The organism is Streptomyces sp. NPDC090083 (assembly GCF_044747445.1).
GTDB lineage: Bacteria > Actinomycetota > Actinomycetes > Streptomycetales > Streptomycetaceae > Streptomyces.
Genome location: NZ_JBIVED010000017.1, coordinates 127,174 through 143,161 on the forward strand (window position 1 = coordinate 127,174; position 15,988 = coordinate 143,161).

Below are 15,988 nucleotides of genomic sequence, written 5' to 3' on the forward strand. Positions count from 1 at the left end.
TGACCACGCCTGCACGATGCCGTCACCGAAGACGTTCGCGTCGCCACCAGGCCGACGAAGTCGGAGTCCAGGCCGAGCAGCACGAACTGATCAGCCACAGCGCCGGCGTTCTGCCGTGCGCGGTTCCAGCCGCGCACCTTGGGCACGACAGGCGACGAGTTCTCGGCTGGCCTGAATCCCGCTCGCGCTCCACGTCCCGGACCCGCCCGGACTCCGGGATCAACAAGCCAATCAAGCACATCAGTTGGGTCCGAAGGCCGACGACTTGCCCGCCCGATACAGCCTGACGTCCCTGTCGGTGGTCCCGGGACAGATCCGGGTGAGGCAATCGTCGGCTTCTTCGGCATCGAGGGAACGCCCCCGCCCCTGACCGCTGTTCGGAACGAGGCCGGCCCGCGTCCAGCGCATACGCGAGCGGCGCGCCCCCCGTCCAGGGAAGCGCGCCGCCCGTCATCACGTCATCGCCTCGGCGTCATGACGTCGTACCGCAGGCAATCAGTGGTGGCCCCCGCCACCGTGACCGCCGCCGTTGTGGCCGCCGCCCCCGTGCCCGCCGCCGTGGTTGCCCCAGGACGTGTCGTCCACGAGGCGGCGGTGGTCGTTGCGGAGGGTGGCGGTGTCGGCTCGGTTGTCCCAGACGTAGTTGTGGCGGTCCTGGTAGAGGTCGCGCATGGTGTCGCGGCCCACGCCGGTGTGGATGCGGACGGTGGCGCGGGCGCCCAGGCGGTAGTGGTGGAAGGTGTAGGTCTCGCCGCGCTTGTTCGACAGCTTCCAGCCGTCGAGGTTGACGGCGCTGCGGGTGCGGTTGGTGATCTCCACCCACTCGTTGTTCAGGGAGCGGTTGGAGCGGTCCTCCGGTCCCGGAGAGTCGTACTGCACGCGGCTGATCTCCACGTTCGACCGGACCGCGTGGTGGTCGGCAGCGGTGGCCGGCAGTGCTGCCGCGCCGACGAGAGCGCCGGCCGCGAGCGCGGCGGCGGCCAGACGGCGGACGGACACGGAAGGTGAAGAGGTCACGGGTTCCCCCAGCATGGTGCGGGCACTTCCCTGGGTACGGCGACGGCCGGACTCCGGGCTGTGCGGTGTGCGGGTGGCGGCCTGTTGGCCGCACACCCACACCTTCTCCACCGGACGGTCGGGATATGAGCGATACGTGAATCGTGTTACGAGTCAGTCGTGTTTCCGTGACTGTCGCCTGTACCGTCCATTTATGCGCCTGATGCACCAGGTTGACGCCCCGTCGGGCGGACGGGCCTTGTGGGTACCGGGTCGTGCTCCGTCATCGCCATGGTGCGCCACCCCAGGCCCGTCGGAAGCGTCACCCGAAAGTGAGTAACGACGGGCCTCCCACCTGCGGGTTGTTACCAGTAGTAACCGGTAGAACCATACGTCGGCGTCCGGGCCCCGTCACCCCTCGACGGCCAACAGCCCCGGTGCCGACGACAGGCCTAGCGCCGACGGCACTTCGACAGGTCGATCCGGACGATCTGCGGGTCGTGGTCGCTCGCCTGGTCCGCGAACTCCGCGTTGAGGTGGACGACGTCGTAGTCGAAGGACGTCACCGCGGGGCTGGTCAGGATGTGGTCCAGGGTCTGGGAGTTGCCGTCGTAGACGTAGGTGTAGCGCTCGGCGGCGGGGAGGGTGGTGATCAGGGGCTTGAGGACCTTGCCGGCCGTCAGGGCGGTCACCGTCGGGGAGAACTCGTAGTCGTTCAGGTCGCCCAGGACGACCGCCCTGGCGTTCCTGTCCGCCGCCAGCAGGGACTTCACGAAGGTGTTGACCTCCGTCGCCTGGGCCGCGCGCTGGGTCTCCGAGCTGCGGGCCGGGGGCTGGTAGCGGCCGTGGATCGGCTGGTCGCCGCCCTTGGAGACGAAGTGGTTGGCGATCACGAAGACCTGCTCGCCCTGGAAGGTGAACTCGCCGACCAGCGGCTTGCGGCTGTTCGCCCAGGCCTCACTGGTCGGGTCGATCCGGCCCGGGGAGTAGGTGAGTTGGACGCCCTTGCGGGTCTTCACCACGCTCGTGGCGGTGGTCGCGTCGCCGCCCTTGCGGTCGGTGAAGGAGACCCGCTTCGGGTTGAAGAGGAAGACCTGGCGGATGTTGCCGCCGGGCTCGCCGCCGTCCGCGTTGTTCGTCGGTGAGATGTAACGCCACTTGTACGCGGGGCCGCCGGCCGCGCGGACCGCGTCCGTGAAGCGCTTCAGGGTGGCCTCGGCGGTCACCGTGCCGTCGTTCGTCGCGCCGTTGTCGTCCTGGATCTCCTCCAGGGCCACGACGTCGGGCGAGTTGAGGTTGACCGCGACTCCCTCGGCGAGCCGGTCGAACTTCTCCTGGGGGTCGAGCGCGTCCAGGTTCTCGACGTTGTACGTGGCGACCGCCAGCTCGTCCTTCTTCTGACGGCGGGTCACCTCCTGCTTCAGGCCCTTGTCGACGAGGGTGCCGAGCTGGGTGGCCTGGACGTTGTAGCCGCCGTAGGTCGAGTAGTCGAGGGGGCCGGTGGTGACACCTGACAGTTCGTCACCGACGTTGGCCGCGGGGAAGGTCGAGGCCGTGTCGAGCGACATCACCTCGATACGGCCGGTGTTGGGCTGGCCGTAGGAGGAGTACAGGGTGCCGCCGCGTGCCGTGGCGTTCTCCTTGGGCTTCACGGTGACCCACAGCTCGCCGTACGCGTCGCTCGCGCCGACCACGCGGGCGTCGGCGAAGGTGACCCGCATGCCCTCCAGGGACTCGTAGAAGTCCTGGGCGTAGACGGCCGGTTGGAGCGCGAGGGCCTCGATGCTGCCGCCGGACGCGGTCGGGATGTAGGCGTCGGGGACCGAGGTCGCGTTGAGCGCGACGGCGTCGGGCAGCGCGTTGCCGCTGGAGAGGACCGTGGTGGTCGGGCCGCCGATCTCGGTGTTCGACTGGCTGGTGCTGCTCGGGTAGTACTCGGTGACCTTGCCGGTGACCAGGACCGAATCGCCCACCGAAACCGTCGGCTTGGCGGAACCGGTGTAGACGAAGACGGCCTCGCTGGTGCGCGGGTCGGTGTCGGGCGTCGGGTCCTGGATCCAGTAGCCGAGGGAGCCGCTGACGCGGACGCCGGTGACGATGCCGGGGACGCGGGTGACCGTCTGGCCCGCGTACGGCGAGAGGCGGGTCGTGCCCTGGATGTCGTGGACGCGGACCGTGCCGGGGTCGGTGGGCGACCCGCCGTCACCACCGCCGTCACCGCCGCCGTCGCCCGAACCGGGCGTCTGGCCCGCCGAGTTGACCGGCGTCGGGCTGCCGCTCGTGAAGTCGGCCGCGTTGTCGTCGGTGTCGGCGAGCGAGTCGGCGCGGGCGACCGCGGCCGTGTTGGAGGCGCCGGCGGCCGGGCCACTGCCCTCACGGACGACCGCGGTGCCGTAGCCCGCGAGGTCGACGATGTTCGGGTCGGCCGCGCAGTCCGCGGCGGTCTTGCAGGTCAGCGCGGCGGTGCCGGAGACCAGGGCGATCGTGCCGGAGGTGGCGCTCATCGCGATCGAGCCGGTGGCGTCGGGGGTGGGCAGCGCGGTCGTGCCGCCGCTGCCGGTGCCCTCGCCGACCAGGTAGCGGGCGCCGGGGGCGATCGCGCCGGTGAGGGCGGTGACCTGCCAGGCGGAGCCCGCGGACGGTGTGCCGGGCAGGTACTGGACGCTGTAGCCCGAGAGGTCGTAGGCCGCGGAACCGGCGTTGCCGAGCTCCACGAAGTCCCGGGTCAGGGTGGCTCCCGAGTTGCCCCCGCCGCCGTACACCTCGGCAATCACCGCCGACGCGGAGGGAGTTGCGGACGCGTTGGGCAGGGCGGTGAAGGCGAACGCTCCCGCCGCGCCCACCGCGACGATCGCTTGGGCGGTGCGGCGGGCGCGGGGTCTGCGCGCTTCGGGTCTGGACACGCTGGCGGTCTCCTCGTGCTTCGTCTAGCTGCCGAATACCGGGTGCCTGTGGGGAGTCGGCTCAAGTTACGCGCGTAGAAAGGGAGTTGCCAGAGGGCCTTGCGTTAAATCCAGGGAACAAGTGAGCGCTGGGGCGGCCGGGACGGTCGCGAAAGTGACGTTCCACACATAAACCTGGTGATCAAGTGGACAACTCACCCGATTCCAGCGGACCTTGAGAGCTTCAGGGGCGCAATCGGTTCACCGTTCAACCGTGGCCTTTTCCGGTTTCGTCCAGTTCACTCGGGATGGTTTGCATCGCACCATAAGTCCGTTCCGACCCAGGGAGTGTGTAGAACTATGCCCAATTCGCCCCATTCGCATGACTCGTCGGATTCCTCGAACGTTCCGTTCGCTCCCCATCCGGTGTCCGCCGCCGAGGTCATCCCGGGCGACCTGATCGCGCTGACCCCGGACGACGCCGGACGCTCCTGCTGGCAGGTCGTGACGCACACCCTCCCCGAGACCCCCGAGACCATCCGGGTCACCCTGCGGCCCCCGCTCGGCGGCACGGACCACGACGAGGTGCTCGGCCGCGACCGCCGCATCATCAGCGCGTGCCGCAGGCTGAACCCCGGCGCGATCCCGCACCTCGTCTCCGACGACCTCACCGGCGCCGAGTTCCGCGAGGGCGACCGCGTGACCTCGCTGCGGGTGGTCGACCCGGGCGCGGAAGAGGTGACGTACGTACGCCGCTGGGGTGTGTGGCACCGGGACCTCGACGGGAGCACGGGCGAGGCCGCGTCCGACGCCGAGGTGCGCGAACTGGCCGACGCGGAGCATGTCGTACGGCATCTGCCGCGGCCGGAGCGGGCGACGGCAGCGGGCCGCGGGCCGCGACGGGTGGTGGTGACCGGGCTGGGGGCCGTCACGCCGCTCGGGGTCGGGGTCGGCGAGCTGTGGCGGGGGCTGCTCGAAGGACGGCACGGGATAAGGGAGTTGGAGGGCGAGGAGTTCGCGGAGCTGCCCGTGCGGGTGGCCGGGGCCGTGCCCGTCGACCCGGCGGAGCTGCTGCCGCGGGCGGCGGCGCGGCGGATGAACCGGGCCGCGCAGTTCGCGGTGCTGGCCGCGCGGGAGGCGTGGGGCGACGCCGGGTTCGCGGCGGGCGGCACCCGCGAGAGCGGGCTCGATCCCGAGCGGATCGGGGTCAGCCTCGGGACGATCCTCGGGGACGCGTCGGTCCTCGTCGGCGGCGACCGCAAGCTGCGCGAGAAGGGCCCGCGCGCGGTCTCCCCGCTGACCACCCCCATGACGGTGCCGTCGCAGGCCTCGTCCCAGGTCTCCCTCGACCTCCACATCACCGGCGAGGCCCGCACGGTCACCGCCGCGTGCGCCTCCGGCACCGAGGCCATCGGGTCGGCGATCGACCGCATACGGTACGGCCGGATCGACGTCGCCCTCGCGGGCGGGGCCGAGGCGGTCGTCACGCCGGCGATCATGGCGTCGTTCGCGGCGATGCGGGCGTTGTCCACGCGGGGCGTGGTGGACGGGTCGTCGCCGTCACGGCCGTTCGGCAGGGACCGGGACGGGTTCGTGAACGGGGAGGGCGCGGGCATCCTCGTCCTGGAGGCCGAGGAGCACGCTCGTGCGCGGGGAGCGCGGATCTACTGCGAGGCCGCCGGGTGGGGTCTGTCCGCCGACGCGCACCACATGGCGGCGCCGGATCCGTCGGGCGCCGGGGTCGCGCTCGCCGTGCGGCGGGCGGTGCGGGACGCGGGCGGGCATGTCGTGGACGTCGTCCACGTGAACGCGCATGCGACGGCGACGGTGGAGGGGGATCTCGCGGAGGCGGGTGCGCTGCGTGCGGTGTTCGGCGGCAGAAACGTTCCTGTCACCGCGCTCAAGGGGCATCTCGGGCATCTGCAAGGGGCCGCGGGCGGGGTGGAGGCGGTGGCGACGGCGCTGACCCTGCATCACGGGATGGTGCCGCCGACCGTGGGGGCGGGGACCGGGGCCGGGGCAGGGGCGGGGGATGCGGAAGTGGACGACGCGATCGGGCTGGATGTGGTGACGGGCAGAGCGCGGGAGTTGCCCGTGGCCGGGGACCTGGCGCTGAGCAACTCCTTCGGGTTCGGGGGGCACAACGCGGTGCTGGCGCTTCGGCGGGTGAGGTAGCGCGGGGCGGGCAGGCCCTCAAACGGCCTGCCCGCAGCGGGAGTTGCGGCTCGGGCCGCGTGTCTGCCGGACGGGGGCGGCACGAGGCAGGCTTTCCACGCGGCGGGAGGTGCGGCCCAAGCAGTGCGTCCGCGAGGCGAGTTGCGGCTCGGGCCGCGCATCTCCCAGACGGAAGGAGCACCAGACCGCCTGACCACGCAGCGGGAGCCGCGACCCGAGCCGCACGTTTCCCGGACGGGAGCAGCACGAGGCCGCCTGACCGTGCGGTGGGAGCCTCGGCCCAACCAATGTGTCCGCGACGCGAGTTGCGGCCCAGGCCGCGCGCCTCCCGGCCGGAAGCAGCACCAGACCACCTCTCCACTCACCAGGAGCCCCGGCCCAAGCAGCGTGTCCGCGAAGCAAGTTGCAGCCCAGGCCATGCGCCACCCGGACGAGAGCAGCACCAGACCACCCGCCCACGCAGCGGGAGCCCGGCCCAACCAGTGCGTCCGCGACCCCAGTTGAGGCCCAGGCCCCGCGCCTCCCGGCCGGAAGCAGCACCAGACCGCCTCTCCACACAGCGGGAATGGCGACCCGGGCTACGCGTCCCCCACCGAGAAGAACACCGAGCCGCCCGCCCACACAGCGCAAGCCGCAGCCCATCCACCGTGTCCGCCACGCGAGTTGCCGCTTCAGGCCGTGCGTTTGCGTGGGGTCGCCTTCTTCGTGGGGGTTTTCGCCGTGGTCTTCGCTGTCGGCTTCGGCTGGGTTCTCTTGGCGGTTGCGGCGGTCTTCTTGGTGGCCCCTGTCGATTTCTTCGCCGAGGTCGACGTCGAAGCCGTGGGCTTCTTCCCCGCGGCCGTCTTCTTCGTCGCCGTGGAGGTCGACTTCTTGCCGGGGGTCTGTTTGGGGGTCGCGCGGGCCGACCGGGACGAGATGGATCTGACCTCGGCCTTCTTCCCCGTCTCCGCGCCCGCTTCCTCGTCCGCTTCCTCGTCCGTCTCCGCGCCCGCATCCGCGCCCGGCTGCTCGCCGCGCGACTCCTTCGCCTCGCGGACGCTCTTCTCCAGGGCCGCCATGAGGTCGAGGACCTTGCCGCTGGGCGCCGGGGCCGGGGAGTCGGCCGGCTGTTCGCCGGAGGCCTTCGCGGTGATCATCTCCTCGACCGCCTCGCGGTAGTCGTCGTGGAGGTCTGCGAGGTCGACCTCGCCGAGGGTGTCCATCAGGGCGTCCGCGAGGTCGAGTTCCTTGTCGCGGACGGTGACGCTCGTGTCGGGGGCGACCCCCTCGGGAACCCGGATCTCGTCCGGCCAGAGCAGCCCGTGCATGGCGATCACGTCGTCGACCACGCGGAGCATGCCGAGCCGTTCCCGGCCCCGTAGCGCGTACTTCGCGATGGCCACCTTCCGGCTGCGTTTCAGTGCCTCGCGCAGCAGGGTGTACGGCTTGGCCGCGGGGACGCCGTTCGCGGAGAGGTAGTACGCCGCGTCCATCTGGAGCGGGTCGATCCGGTCGGCCGGGACGAACGCGACGATCTCGATCGTCCGCGCCGTCGGGATCGGCAGCTGGGCCAGGTCGTCGTCGGTGATGGGGATCATCGTGCCGTCCGCGTCCTCGTAGGCCTTGCCGATCTCGGCCTGGGTGACCTCGCGGTCCTCCAGTTCGCAGACCTTGCGGTAGCGGATGCGTCCGCCGTCCTCGGTGTGGATCTGGCGGAAGGAGATGGAGTGGCTCTCGGTCGCGTTCACCAGTTTGATCGGGATGCTGACCAGGCCGAAGGATATGGCGCCGTTCCATATGGATCGCACCTGCCGCACCCGCCTTCCGTTGCCGGCTCGCACCTGTCCGGCTGGCATCTGTCCGGTTCACAACTCTCCGGCTGACGATCCTCCGGCTCACGACCCTCCGGCGCATGTCCGGTTCGTCATGTTTCCGTGGGATTCTCATCGTATGACGCCGATCACAGAGGTGGAGGGGCGACGGCTCGCGCTCAGCAACCTGGACAAGGTGCTGTACCCGGGGACCGGCTTCACCAAGGGCGAGGTGCTGCACTACTACGCCACGGCCGCCGGGGTGCTGCTGCCCCAGCTGCGGGACCGGCCGGTGTCCTTCCTGCGCTATCCGGACGGGCCCGACGGCCAGGTCTTCTTCACCAAGAACGTGCCGCCCGGTACACCCGACTGGGTCACCACCGCCGAGGTGCCGCGCTCGGAGGGGCCGGCGCGCATGGTGCTGGTGCAGGATCTGGCGTCCCTGATGTGGGCGGCGAACCTCGTCACCGAGTTCCACACACCGCAGTGGGTCGTCGGGGAGCCGGATCTCGCCGACCGCCTCGTCCTCGACCTCGATCCCGGGGCGCCGGCGACCGTCGTCGAGTGCTGCGAGGTCGCGCTGTGGCTGCGGGAGCGGCTGGCGGCGGACGGCATCGAGGCGTACGCCAAGACGTCCGGGTCGAAGGGCCTGCATCTGCTGGCCGGGGTCACGCCGGTGCCTTCGGAGCGGGCGGTGTCGTACGCGAAGGAACTGGCCGTGGCGGCGGAGGCGGCGCTCCCCCGGCTCGTCGTCCACCGGATGACGCGGAGCCTGCGGCCGGGAAAGGTGTTCGTCGACTGGAGCCAGAACGCGGCCCGGAAGACCACGGCCGCGGCGTACACGCTGCGGGTGGGCCCGGCTCCGGCCGTGTCGGCACCGGTGACGTGGGAGGAGGTCGAGGCGTGCCGTTCCGTGCGCCGCCTCACCTTTCTGGCAGCGGACATGGGGGCGCGGCTGGAGGAGCACGGGGATCTGCTGGCGCCGCTGCTCGACGCCGGGCGGGCGGGGTCCGTGCCGTGACCGGCGGTGTCAGCCGCCCCTCACACCCTCCCCCACGTCTGCCGGTCCCGAGCCATCGCGTGCAGTGCCTCCACGTCCGCGGGCTTCAGCACCCCGCCCGTCCTCGCCAGTCCGGAGAGTTCCGTGTCCTGGAGTACGCGGACCTCGCGGAGCGGGGTCGTGGTGGTGACGTCGGCCGGGCCGGACAGGGCGAGGACCGGGTGGACCTCGGCCGTGAGGGCGTAGGAGGCGCGGGCCGCGTCGGAGCGGGCGCGGCGGAGGACGGGGAGGGGGTCCCGGCGGCCCAGGGTGACCATGGGGTCGGCCACCCGGACGCGCTGCCTGCGGGCGTAGAGGGTGTGCAGGGCGTAGAGGCCGCCGGGGCCGATGAGCAGGTGGTGGAGGCGGTCGCCGCCGGGGAGGGGGATGGAGTGGAGGGCGTGCCAGCCCGCGCCGTCGAGGGCGTCGAGGGCCTCGCCCACCGCCTGTTCCGCGGCGAGGGCGCGGCGGCGGGGGTCGGGGCGGAGCCGGTGCGGGGGGCCCGGGTCGCGGTCGAGGGCGACGTGGAGGGCCTCGCCGGGGCGGTTGGGGGCCAGGTCGTCGTCGGGGTGGAGGGTCAGGCGGGCCAGTTCGGCGGGGGTCGGCACCGGTGGCGGGCCGACGGTGACCGGGCCGGTGAGGAAGGGGCCGAGGGCGTGCAGGACGTCCTCTCTGCGGTCCTCGCTGAGCAGGTTGATCCGGGCCGCCTCCCGGTCGTACCAGGCGACGTTCCGTCCGTCGGTGTGACAGACGTACAGCCGTTCCTGACCATGGCGCCAGGTCGGTATCACGCGCAGTCCGCTCATGCACCATCACCCCTCGACCATGGGAACAGGCGGGGTGCTCAAGGGGCAAGAACCCGGTTACCTTTGGGTCAGTCGCTGGGGCTTGGGGAGGCGCCGTTGCGGACGCGCAGGAAGCAACCCGACGTACCCGCTCCGGACAGTCCGTGGAGCGAGATCACGCCCGGTCTGTGGATGGGCGGGCACGAGTTCCGGGGGCGTTCGGGGCAGCGGGAGTTCGCGGTGGTGCGGGGCGAGTTCGATCTCGTGCAGACGTTGCTGCGGCTACCGGGGCACGGGCCCGATCCGGGCGTCGAGCATCATGTCTGGCCGATTCCGGACGGTCCGCTGGACGGGACGCAGCTGGCCGGTGTGATGCGGTTGGCGGTGGCCGCGTGCGACGCGCTGGACGCGGGGCGGAAAGTGCTCGTCCGCTGTTATCACGGCTACAACCGGTCGGGTCTGGTCGTCGCCCACGCGCTGGTCCGCCGCGGCCACTCCACCGAGGAGGCGATTCGGCTGATCCGTGCCCGCCGGTCCCCGTGGGCTCTCCACAACGACCTGTTCGTCGAGTACCTGCGGACGGGGCTGTCCACGGCCCGGCTGCTGGAGGAACTGGCCGAGTAACCGTTTCCCCCGTTCCGTCGGAGCACACGAACAAAAGGGACTTCCCTACGAATAGGGTGTACGGGTCAGACACCAGCGCCCCGCAGGAGAGCAGTGCCCCCCAGTCGCCCCCGCCGCACCGGTCGCCGCGTGCGCGCCGCCCGCACCGCCGCCGCCGTCGCCCTGCTGCTCGCGACCGCCGTGGCCTGCGGTGACACCGGCGCGCTGCGGGGCGCGGGGGCGACCCCGACGGCGACCAGCCCCGCCAGACTCTGGCCGAGCCTGTCGCCCGCGGCCTCCCCCGCCTACGACTTCGACGAGGCGGACACGGAGACCGTGAAGGGCGTCGCCGTCCCCGGCGACGACATCCGCAAGGTCGACCCGGTCGCCGTCGTGCGCGCGGAGATCGCCGCGCATCCCGGCGACTACCAGGGCGCGAAGGCTCCGTACCGCGGAACCGCCGAGCGCGTCGCGGACTGCGAGAAGGGCGGGGACCGCAGCTTGTGTCCCGTCCTCAAGCCCTACTACCGCGACCTGACCGGCGACGGACGCGACGACCTGACGCTCGGGTTCCGGCTGCTGCCGACCAAGATGACGGCGGTGCGGGTCTACACGGTCGAGAAGCACAGGCTCGTGCGGGTCATGAGCAACGACGACGCGGTCAGCGGGGTCGAACTCGCCGGGCATTCGGTGATCATCCGCTCGCCCTCGGAGCTGGCGGGCTACGAGTACCGGGTGCAGTGGACCTGGGACGCGGACCAGAAGGCGATGCTGCTGACCCACGACGAGTTCCTGCGGACCGGGAGCCGTAAGCACGGGGTGCGGCGGGCGACCCCGGTCGCGCCCGACGCCTCCGCGTCCCCTTCGGCCACGCCGTGACCCGGCTCGCGCTGCCCCGGTGGGCGGGGACCCTCGCTTTCAAGGCCGGCGTGTTCATCACCGTGATGTGCTGCGCGCTGGCCGCCCTGCTCGGTGTCCTCGTGCATGTCTCGGTGACCGACCAGACCGTCGGCCAGGCCCGCGGCCTCGCGCTGTCCCGGCTGCGGACGGCGACGACCCAGTACGAGGCCGGGGACTCGCTGGTGCACGGCGCCGGGGTCGACTCCGCGGATCTGCCGGAGCCGTTGCGGCGGTTGGCCGCCGCCGGGGAGCGCGGCACGATGGTCGGCAAGCACCGGGGGCGGCCCACGATGTGGGCGGCGGGTCCCGCCGACGACGACCGGGTGCTCGCCGTGGCCGTCGACTACTCGCAGGGCGCGGGCACCATCGCCGGGCTCGACCGGGCGATCCTGTGGTCCTCCGGCCTCGCGATCGGGGCGACGCTGCTGGTCGGCGCGTTCGCGGTGACCCGGGTGACGCGACGGCTGCACGGGACGGCGCAGGTGGCCCGGCGGATCAGCGCGGGCGACCTGGACGCGCGGGTGGACGATCCCCGTACGAAGGACGCGAACCTGCCGCAGGACGAGGTGGCCGCGGTGGCCGCCGCGCTGGACACGATGGCGTCGTCCTTGCAGGGCAGGCTGCTGACCGAGCAGCGGTTCACGGCGGATGTGGCGCACGAGCTGCGGACGCCGCTGACCGGGCTGCACGCGGCGGCGGAGCTGTTGCCGCCGGGGCGGCCGACCGAGTTGGTGCGGGACCGGGTGGCCGCGCTGCGGACGCTGACCGAGGACCTGCTGGAGATCTCCCGGCTCGACACCCGCCGGGAGAAGGTGGAGCTGGACACCGAGCGGCTGGGGGCGGTGGCCGAGCGGGTCGTGCGGGGGTCCGAGGGCGGGGGCGAGGTCGTCGTCGTGCGGGACGAGTGGGTGGAGACGGACCGGCGGCGGCTGGAACGGGTGCTGGGGAATCTGGTCGCCAACGCGCACCGGCACGGGCGGGGGTCGGTGGTGGTGACCGTGGAGGGGGCGGTGGTGACCGTGCGGGATCACGGGGACGGGTATCCGGAGTACCTCGTGCGGCACGGGCCGCAGCGGTTCCGTACGGAGGGCGGGGCCACGGGGCACGGGCTGGGGCTGACCATCGCGCTCGGGCAGGCGGAGGTGTTGGGGGCGCGGTTGGTGTTCTCCAATGCGGAGGACGGTGGGGCGGTGGCGACTCTGACGTTGCCTTCTGCGGGGGGCTAGTCGAGAGCCGGGGGCGGGGTGCGGGTGGTTCGTTGGCCGCGAGTCGTGTGTGGCTGGGCGCGCAGTTCCCCGCGCCCCTTGGGGGCGCGCCCGCGCGGGCCGCGCTCATGTGGACCAGTGTGACGCGCGGGCGCCCGCTCCCCCCTCCTAATGTGGCGAATAGTCAGGTTCGCCCCACTCCTGGAGGTACCCCCATGTCCCTCAGCCTCTCCCTGCGTCGTCTCGGGATAGCGGTCGCCGCCGGTGCGCTGGTCACCGCCGCGGCCGTCACTCCCGCCGTGGCCGACGGCGACTGGGGTGACGAAGACCCGGGTGTCAGCCGCCAGGACGACGGCGGGTGGAACCAGCGCGGCGACGACGACTTCGGCGACCGCGGGGACCACGGCCACCAGGGCGGCCACGACAACCCGCGGCTGTACCGCGGTGTCGTCACCGCCGACCAACTCGCCCTGCGCTCCCGCCCGGACCGCGGCAGCAGGATCATCCGGTACGCCTACCGCGGCGAGCGCGTCTCGATCTTCTGCAAGACCGGCGGCTCGAACGTCCAGGGCAACCCGCTCTGGTACCTGCTCACGGACGGGACCTGGGCCTGGGGCTCGGCGCGGTACATCGACAACATCGGTCCCGCGCCCCGCTGGTGCTGACGGTCGAGACACACGCACCACCCAAGGCACACAACCCGCACCATTTGGGTAAGTTCCGGACATGACCAACGCCGGAACCACCGTCACGGCGGACCTTCCCACACCCGCTGTGCGCGTCCCCCGGCGCCGTGGCATCGAACTCACCCTCATCGTCGTGGCCGTACTCCTCTCCGTGTACGGCTACTGCGCTGTCGGTCTCGCCAGATACGGCACGGTCCCGCCCGGCGCCGCCGGCTACGGCGCCGGGCTCGGCGTGCTCGCCCTCCTCGCGCACATCGCGGTGCGCCTGCGGGCGCCGTACGCCGACCCGCTCCTGCTGCCGATCGGGGTCCTCCTCAACGGCCTGGGGCTCGTCCTCATCTACCGGCTCGACCTGGAGACCCCGGGCGACCGGGCGGCTCCGACCCAACTCGTCTGGTCCACCCTGGGCGTGACCCTCTTCACCGTCGTGGTGCTCGCCCTGCGCGACCACCGCGTGCTCCAGCGCTACGCGTACGTCTGCGTGGCCGCCGCGCTCGCCCTGCTCACCCTCCCGGTCTTCTTCCCGGCCGTGAACGGCGCGCGGATCTGGATCCGGATCGCCGGATTCTCCATCCAGCCGGGCGAGTTCGCGAAGGTGCTGCTGGCGGTCTTCTTCGCCGCGTACCTGGCGGCCAACCGCAACGCGCTCGCCTACGCCGGCCGCCGCGTCTGGCGCCTCCAGCTCCCCACCGGGCGCGTGCTGGGCCCGATCGTCGCGATCTGGCTGCTGAGCGTGGGCGTCCTGGTCCTGGAACGCGACCTGGGCACCTCCCTCCTCTTCTTCGGCCTGTTCGTGACCCTCCTCTACGTCGCCACCGGCCGCACCGGCTGGATCGCGGTCGGCCTGCTGCTCGCGGCCCTCGGCGCGGTCGCCGTCGGCCGGTTCGAACCGCATGTGCACAGCCGGGTCCAGGACTGGCTGCAGCCCTTCGCGTCGATCGACGCGGGCCACGGACCCAACCAACTCGCCCAGTCCCTCTTCGCGTTCGCGGCCGGCGGCCTGCTCGGCACGGGCCTGGGTCTCGGCCACTCGATCCTCATCGGCTTCGCCGCGAAGTCGGACTTCATCCTGGCGACGGCGGGCGAGGAACTGGGCCTGGCCGGCCTCTCCGCGATCTTCATCCTCTACGGGCTGCTCGTGGAGCGCGGTTACCGGGCGGGCCTGGCGCTGCGCGACCCGTTCGGGCGGCTGCTCGCGGTCGGGCTCGCGTCGATCGTCGCGCTCCAGGTGTTCGTGATCGCGGGCGGGGTGACCGGGCTGATCCCGCTGACCGGCATGGCGATGCCGTTCCTCGCCCAGGGCGGCTCCTCGGTCGTCACCAACTGGGCGATCGTGGCCCTGCTGATCCGGCTGAGCGACTCGTCCCGCCGTCAGTACGACATCGAGGTGGCCGCGTGACCGACGCCATGACCCGCCACATCCGCCTCGCCGCGGCCTTCTGCGCCCTGCTCCTGCTGGCCCTGCTGGTGAACGCCACCCGCGTCCAGATCGTCCGCTCCCGCTCCTACGACGACAACATCGCCAACCGCCGCCACACGATCGCCCGTTACGACCAGCCGAGGGGCGGCATCCTCGTCGGGGGCAGGCCGGTCACCGGCTCCCGCGACTCCGGCGAGCAGCTCCGCTACGAACGGACCTACCGGGACGGCCCGCTGTACGCCCCGGTCACCGGCTTCGCCTCGCAGGAGTACGGCACGACGTTCCTGGAGCACTCCGAGGACGGCATCCTCTCCGGCACCGACTCGGCGCTCTCGCCGTTCCCGCTGTGGAACGACCTCACGCGCGGCCAGAACCCGGGCGGCAACGTCGTCACCACCCTCGACCAGGCCGCGCAGAAGGCGGCGTACGACGGACTCGGCACCCGCACCGGCGCGGTCGCCGCGATCGAACCGTCGACCGGCCGCGTCCTCGCCCTGGTCTCGACCCCGTCCTACGACCCCGGCACCCTGTCGGGCAACGGCCGTGCGGCGAAACGCAGTTGGGCCCGCCTGAACGCGGACCCGGACAAGCCGATGCTCAACCGGGCGGTGCGGCAGACCTATCCGCCGGGTTCGACGTTCAAGGTGGTCACCGCGGCGGCGGCGCTGGACGCGGGGGTGGTGACGGACCTGGACGCGGCGACCAGGTCCCCCGACCCGTACACGCTTCCCGGCACGACGACGACCCTCACGAACGAGGGCGACGGCTGTGCGGACGCGCCGCTGCGGTCCGCCTTCGAGTGGTCCTGCAACACGGTGTTCGCGAAGCTCGGCGTGGATGTCGGCGTACGGGCCATGAGCAGCACGGCGGAGGCGTTCGGCTTCAACGACGCCGGGGTGCGGATCCCCTTCTCGGTCTCCCCCAGCACCTTCGACACCTCCGTGGACAAGGCCCAGTTGGCACTGTCGTCGATCGGGCAGTACAACACGCGGGCCACTCCGCTGCAGATGGCGATGGTCGCGGCGGCGGTCGCGAACGGCGGGCAGGTGCGGGCGCCGTACCTGGTGGAGCGGACGACCCGGCGCGGCGGCGAGACGGTGTCGGCGTCCGGGTCGCGCCCGGTCCGGCAGGCGATGCATCCGGCGACCGCGGTGCGGATGAGGGAACTCATGGAGGACGTGGTCACCGAGGGGACCGGCACGAACGCGGCGATCCCCGGCGCGACGGTCGGCGGCAAGACCGGCACCGCGCAGCACGGCATCGGCAACGCCGGTACGCCGTACGCCTGGTTCGTGTCCTGGGCGCAGGGCGAGCGGGACATCGAGCCGAGGGTGGCGGTCGCGGTGGTGGTGGAGGACGCGTCGGCGGACCGCTCGGACATCAGCGGCGGCGGGGACGCGGCACCGATCGCGAAGGCGGTGATGGAGGCGGTGCTCGGGTCGTGAGACGGGGATCCGGGCCAAGAAGTCCCGCCCAGGGGATTGACGAGCTTGCTGACAAGCAGTCT

At 72.0% G+C, this 15,988-nt stretch carries 12 protein-coding genes; 8 read left to right on the forward strand and 4 right to left on the reverse strand.

Annotated elements, in window-relative coordinates; all coding sequences use genetic code 11:
* Nucleotides 1-495: 495 nt before the first annotated feature.
* Both ACIPTO_RS40105 and ACIPTO_RS40110 read right to left on the reverse strand, forming a co-directional pair.
* Nucleotides 496-1,032, reverse strand: coding sequence for a lamin tail domain-containing protein (locus ACIPTO_RS40105; protein ID WP_366325366.1), 537 nt, complete (start codon nucleotides 1,030-1,032; stop codon nucleotides 496-498).
* Nucleotides 1,033-1,448: 416 nt separating this feature from the next.
* Nucleotides 1,449-3,839: an endonuclease/exonuclease/phosphatase family protein gene (locus ACIPTO_RS40110; RefSeq protein WP_401200334.1), complete on the reverse strand. Its 2,391-nt coding sequence runs from the start codon at nucleotides 3,837-3,839 to the stop codon at nucleotides 1,449-1,451.
* Nucleotides 3,840-4,304: 465 nt separating this feature from the next.
* On the opposite strand from ACIPTO_RS40110, the gene ACIPTO_RS40115 reads away from it, so the two are divergent.
* The gene (locus tag ACIPTO_RS40115) at nucleotides 4,305-6,053 is read left to right on the forward strand and encodes a beta-ketoacyl-[acyl-carrier-protein] synthase family protein (RefSeq protein ID WP_401200240.1); all 1,749 of its coding nucleotides are present in this window, start codon (nucleotides 4,305-4,307) and stop codon (nucleotides 6,051-6,053) included.
* A gap of 671 nt (nucleotides 6,054-6,724) precedes the next feature.
* Here ACIPTO_RS40115 and ACIPTO_RS40120 read toward each other — a convergent pair.
* Entirely contained in the window at nucleotides 6,725-7,849 is a 1,125-nt protein-coding gene (locus ACIPTO_RS40120) for a Ku protein (RefSeq protein ID WP_401200243.1), read from the reverse strand.
* Between the two features lie 133 nt (nucleotides 7,850-7,982).
* Here ACIPTO_RS40120 and ligD point away from each other — a divergent pair, with 133 nt between their 5' ends.
* A complete protein-coding gene (gene ligD, locus ACIPTO_RS40125) occupies nucleotides 7,983-8,864 on the forward strand; it encodes a non-homologous end-joining DNA ligase (RefSeq protein WP_366325372.1) in 882 nt (293 codons plus the stop codon).
* A 20-nt stretch (nucleotides 8,865-8,884) separates the two neighbouring features.
* On the opposite strand, the gene ACIPTO_RS40130 is transcribed toward ligD, so the two are convergent.
* On the reverse strand, nucleotides 8,885-9,688 hold the full coding sequence (locus ACIPTO_RS40130) for a nuclease-related domain-containing protein (protein ID WP_366325374.1): 804 nt from the start codon (nucleotides 9,686-9,688) through the stop codon (nucleotides 8,885-8,887).
* 96 nt (nucleotides 9,689-9,784) lie between these two features.
* Here ACIPTO_RS40130 and ACIPTO_RS40135 point away from each other — a divergent pair, with 96 nt between their 5' ends.
* From ACIPTO_RS40135 to ACIPTO_RS40160, 6 genes are all read left to right on the forward strand, one after another.
* Nucleotides 9,785-10,291, forward strand: coding sequence for a dual specificity protein phosphatase family protein (locus ACIPTO_RS40135; RefSeq protein ID WP_366325376.1), 507 nt, complete (start codon nucleotides 9,785-9,787; stop codon nucleotides 10,289-10,291).
* Nucleotides 10,292-10,384: 93 nt separating this feature from the next.
* Complete coding sequence (locus tag ACIPTO_RS40140) at nucleotides 10,385-11,149, forward strand: hypothetical protein (RefSeq protein WP_366325378.1); 765 nt, start codon at nucleotides 10,385-10,387, stop codon at nucleotides 11,147-11,149.
* On the forward strand, nucleotides 11,146-12,396 hold the full coding sequence (locus ACIPTO_RS40145; protein ID WP_401200248.1) for an ATP-binding protein: 1,251 nt from the start codon (nucleotides 11,146-11,148) through the stop codon (nucleotides 12,394-12,396). Before ACIPTO_RS40140 ends, ACIPTO_RS40145 begins: the two co-directional genes overlap by 4 nt.
* Before the next feature lie 194 nt (nucleotides 12,397-12,590).
* On the forward strand, nucleotides 12,591-13,040 hold the full coding sequence (locus tag ACIPTO_RS40150; RefSeq protein ID WP_366325382.1) for an SH3 domain-containing protein: 450 nt from the start codon (nucleotides 12,591-12,593) through the stop codon (nucleotides 13,038-13,040).
* A 61-nt stretch (nucleotides 13,041-13,101) separates the two neighbouring features.
* Complete coding sequence (locus ACIPTO_RS40155) at nucleotides 13,102-14,460, forward strand: FtsW/RodA/SpoVE family cell cycle protein (RefSeq protein ID WP_401200251.1); 1,359 nt, start codon at nucleotides 13,102-13,104, stop codon at nucleotides 14,458-14,460.
* An 8-nt stretch (nucleotides 14,461-14,468) separates the two neighbouring features.
* Nucleotides 14,469-15,926: a penicillin-binding transpeptidase domain-containing protein gene (locus ACIPTO_RS40160; protein ID WP_401200337.1), complete on the forward strand. Its 1,458-nt coding sequence runs from the start codon at nucleotides 14,469-14,471 to the stop codon at nucleotides 15,924-15,926.
* Nucleotides 15,927-15,988 lie beyond the last annotated feature (62 nt).